4 protein-coding genes are annotated in these 4,161 nt (G+C 68.8%); 3 read left to right on the top strand and 1 reads right to left on the bottom strand.

All coding sequences use genetic code 11. The annotated features are described in order from the left end of the window. A partial coding sequence (locus GL263_RS22675) for an RDD family protein (RefSeq protein ID WP_438947993.1) occupies window positions 1–703 on the top strand: 703 nt, incomplete at its 5' end. Window positions 704–737: 34 nt separating this feature from the next. On the opposite strand, the gene GL263_RS22670 is transcribed toward GL263_RS22675, so the two are convergent. Beyond that, window positions 738–1,013 carry a hypothetical protein gene (locus GL263_RS22670; RefSeq protein WP_182857606.1) on the bottom strand — a complete coding sequence of 92 codons (276 nt, stop codon included), beginning with the start codon at window positions 1,011–1,013 and terminating at the stop codon, window positions 738–740. Window positions 1,014–1,465: 452 nt separating this feature from the next. Here GL263_RS22670 and GL263_RS22665 point away from each other — a divergent pair, with 452 nt between their 5' ends. Together GL263_RS22665 and GL263_RS22660 are read left to right on the top strand one after the other, a co-directional pair. Further along, window positions 1,466–3,772, top strand: a complete 2,307-nt coding sequence (locus GL263_RS22665; RefSeq protein ID WP_182857605.1) for an immune inhibitor A domain-containing protein — start codon at window positions 1,466–1,468, stop codon at window positions 3,770–3,772. 140 nt (window positions 3,773–3,912) lie between these two features. Then, a partial coding sequence (locus GL263_RS22660) for a hypothetical protein (protein WP_182857604.1) occupies window positions 3,913–4,161 on the top strand: 249 nt, incomplete at its 3' end.

The following is a 4,161-nucleotide window of genomic DNA, read 5'->3' as shown; positions in this document are numbered from 1 at the left end:
GGGTTCCACTCGGCGCCTGAGCACTGACCATCCGCCGCCCGGCGCCTCAGGAGAGCCCCCGGAGAACGACCCGTTCCGCAAGCCGCCGCCCGGCGGGAGTGAGCCGACCCCGCCGCCGGGCGCGTCCGGTTCGCCGTACGACAGTGCGCCGCCGCCGCCGGGTGGCGGGGCGCCGCCCCCGCCCGGCGGCGGGTACGCCTCCCACCCCTACGGCGAGAACCCGTACGGCGGGGCGCAGGGGGCGGGCGACCCGCTGGCGGGAATGCCGCCGCTCGCCTCGCGCGGCCGCCGGCTGGTGGCGCGCATCATCGACTGGCTGGTCGTGGGCATCCCGCTCACCCTCATCACCGCGCCGTTCTTCGGCACGTTCGACTGGAACACGGACGACACCGGCGGCCAGTGGGGCCAGGGCCTGCTGTACGTGCTCGTGTACCTGGTGTACGAGGGCCTGATGCTGACCTCGCGCGGGCAGACCCTCGGCAAGATGGCGATGAAGATCCGGGTGGGCATGCTGGAGAACGGCGCGGTGCCGGCCGGTTCGCCCGGCTGGACGCGGGCGGCGGTGTACTCGCTGCCGAACCTGGTGCCGTGCATCGGCACGCTGTTCTGGCTGGTGAACGTCCTCTACTGCACCTGGGACAAGCCCTACCAGCAGTGCGTGCACGACAAGGCGGCCAAGACCGTCGTCGTGGCCTCGACCTGACGTCCACCCACCGCCGGGGGTGTGTCCAGCGGCTTCAGCGGCGCAACGTGGGCTGCGGCAGGCGTACTTCGGCGGTGGGCGGGCCTGGCGCCGCCTCCGCCTGGGTGAGCGCGGTGGTGGTGGCCCGGCGCCGCTCGTCGGCGGAGGAGCCGACGAACATGGCGACGGTCAGCCCCAACAGCAGCGCCCCGCAGGCGATGAGCACCGCGCCGGTACCGGACTGCGTTCCGGTGATCAGCAGCAGTGCGAGGGCGGTCAGGACTACGGTCGCGGAACCGGAGAGTGTCTGAGCGAGACTCGGACGCGGCATGGCGGAATCCGTCCTCAGGGGTCAGGTCGAGAGTCGTGCGGGCTGTCGCGTTCCGTTGAACGACTCTACGTTGCGGGATGCCCTGGCGGAACGGTGGGTAAGCGTGACGTGACCCACGGGCCGCCCGGCCCGGTGCACGGGGGGCGCACGGCGTCGACTCCTGCTCCGGCGCGGCGGCGGTACGGCCGGGCCGTACCGTGCCCCAACAGCCCCTGGGTGACGGTTGGTTGAGCGGTGTACTACTGGTACGTGCGAGGGGCATGACAACGTAGTGGATTGTCGTGGCCAAAACAAGACCTGTCTTTTCCGCTGGTACTCGGGTCAAATGCCTCCCGACGAGTGACTAGCACTCTTCAGGGGAGGACTTCGACCACGTGACCGGACCACACAGATCCACAAGGTCCAGAACAGCGGCACTGGCTACCGCCGTTGTCGCTCTGGGCGCAGCGGCGATGCTGCCCACCACCGCTATAGCATCGTCCGACCACAAGGGGAACCAGCCGCATCCGCAGGCGATCGCCCCCGGGGACACAGATGACGCCCACCTGGTGGAGCACAATCTGCCGGGCCCGCTGACCAAGCAGCAGAACGCCCAGCGCCTCGCCGCGCTGGAGCGGGTCGCCGCCGGTGAGAAGCCGCAGAGCCGCAACGGCTCCAAGGTGCTGAAGCTCGACGACAACAAGTACGTCGAGATGGAGCAGGTGAAGACCGACAAGATCTTCACCATCCTCATCGAGTTCGGCGACAAGATCGACCCGCGCTTCGGGGGAACCCGCGGGCCGCTCCACAACGAGATCGAGAAGCCCGACCGCAGCAAGGACAACACCACGCTGTGGAAGGCCGACTTCAACCGCGAGCACTTCCAGGACATCTACTTCGGCGATCACCCCGGCTCGCTGAAGGGCTACTACGAGGGCCAGTCCTCAGGCAAGTACACGGTCAACGGCACGGTCTCCGACTGGGTCAAGATCGAGTACAACGAGGCCCGCTACGGCAACACCGCCTGCGGCAGCAACGTCTGCCCGACGGTGTGGGACGCGGTCCGCGACGGCGTCAACCAGTGGGTCGAAGACCAGAAGGCCGCGGGCAAGACCACCGAGCAGATCCGCGAGCAGCTCGCCGAGTACGACGTCTGGGACCGCTACGACTACGACGGCGACGGCAACTTCAACGAGCCGGACGGCTACCTCGACCACTTCCAGTTCGTGCACGCCGGTGAGGACGCCTCCGCCGGCGGCGGCGCGCAGGGCGACGACGCCATCTGGGCTCACCGCTGGTACGCCTACGGCACCGACTACGGCAAGACCGGCCCGGAGTTCAACAGGGCCGGCGGCACCGAGATCGGCGACACCGGCATCTGGGTCGGCGACTACACCGTGCAGCCCGAGAACGGCGGCCTGGGCGTCTTCGCCCACGAGTACGCCCACGACCTGGGCCTGCCGGACCTCTACGACACCACCGGCCGCGGCGAGTCCTCGGTCGGCTACTGGTCGCTGATGTCCAGCGGTTCCTGGCTCGGCAAGGGCAAGGACGCGATCGGCGACTGGGCCGGCGAGATGACCGCCTGGGACAAGCTCCAGCTCGGCTGGCTCGACTACGAGACCGCCAAGGCCGGCAAGACGTCCCTGCACACACTCGGCACCCAGGCCGCGCCCTATCCCAAGGGCAAGGGCAAGGGCGGCAAGAAGCGCCCGCAGGCCGTGGTCGTCGAGCTGCCCGAGAAGGAGGTCACCACCGCCATCAACAAGCCCGCCACCGGCGCCAAGCAGTGGTGGAGCGGCAGCGGTGACAACCTCAACAACACCCTCACCCGCAAGGTCGACCTCAGCGGCGCCAGCAAGGCATCGCTGGACCTGACCGGTTGGTGGGAGATCGAGCAGGACTACGACTACCTGTACGTCCAGGTCTCCACCGACGGCGGCCAGAAGTGGACCGCCCTGGACGGCACCGCCGACGGCGAGGCCATCCCGCGCGACGCCAGCGACACCCCGGCGCTGCACGGCGAGTCCGAGGGCCAGGTCGCGCTGAACTACTCGCTCGACGAGTACGCCGGCAAGCAGATCGACCTGCGCTTCTACTACCGCACCGACGGCGGCGTCGCCGAACGCGGCTTCACCGCCGACGACATCGTCATCACCGCCGACGGGGAGAAGATCCTCGAAGACGGCGCCGAGGACGACAAGGCCGGCTGGACCGCGGGCGGCTTCAGCCGCATCGGCGAGGGCTTCACCAAGGCCTACCCGCAGTTCTACATCGCCGAGAACCGCCAGTACACCGGCTACGACGAGACGCTCAAGACCGGCCCGTACAACTTCGGCGACCCGCAGAACAAGCCGAACTGGGTCGAGCACTACCGCTACGAGACCGGCCTGTTGATCTGGCTGTGGGACACCTCGCAGAACGACAACAACGTCGGCGTCCACCCCGGTCAGGGCCTGATCCTGCCGATCGACGCCCACGCCAAGCCGGAGAAGTGGTCGGACGGCACGCTCATGCGCAACCGCGTCCAGGCGTACGACTCGACGTTCAGCTGGTACCCGACCAGGGGCATGACGCTGCACAAGAACGGCGTGCCCACCAAGATCAAGTCGAAGCTCGGCAACCCCGTCTTCGACGACCGGCTGGGAACCTACTGGTACGAGTCCAACCCGACCGCAGGTGTGAAGGTGCCCAACACCAACACCCGCATCTCGATCATCAACCAGCCGCTCAGCGGCAAGACGATGACGATCCTGGTGAGCCCCTCGAAGCTCTGGTGAGGACGCGCGGATGACCGCGCGTAGTGGTTCGCTTGCCTGAAGTGAGCGGCCGTCGCCCCTTGGCGGGCGACGGCCGTTCGCGTTTAGATGCCCTCAGCAGGACCGACCACGACCACCACCTTGGAAACGGGGACGCCGCCATGCCGCAGACAGCCGGAGGAGGCTATACCAGGCAGCCCGACGGCAGCGTGATCGTCGCGCTGTCCGTGCCCAGCCCCCAACGCGACGAGGCCCGGATACGGGTCCTCGTGCACGCCGCGAACCGCCCGCAGGCGCTGACGAGGCTGCGCAACCTCGGGCTGCGGGCCGTCTACCTGCGGGGGAACACCGAGCCGCCGACACCGGACGAGGTGACGGCGGTGCTGCACCACCCGGACGGGGTGCTGTGG

It is taken from the genome of Streptomyces durbertensis, assembly GCF_014156695.1.
Classification (GTDB): Bacteria; Actinomycetota; Actinomycetes; order Streptomycetales; family Streptomycetaceae; genus Streptomyces; species Streptomyces durbertensis.
The sequence above is the reverse complement of the archived record's forward strand: the minus strand, read 5'-3'. Positions and strand labels throughout refer to the sequence as shown.

Bases quoted from the DNA above. Each gene is read 5' to 3' on its own strand.
- GL263_RS22665 (WP_182857605.1), top strand. From the start codon at position 1,466: ATGCTGCCCACCACCGCTATAGCATCGTCCGACCACAAGGGGAACCAG.
- GL263_RS22670 (WP_182857606.1), bottom strand. From the start codon at position 1,013: ATGCCGCGTCCGAGTCTCGCTCAGACACTCTCCGGTTCCGCGACCGTA.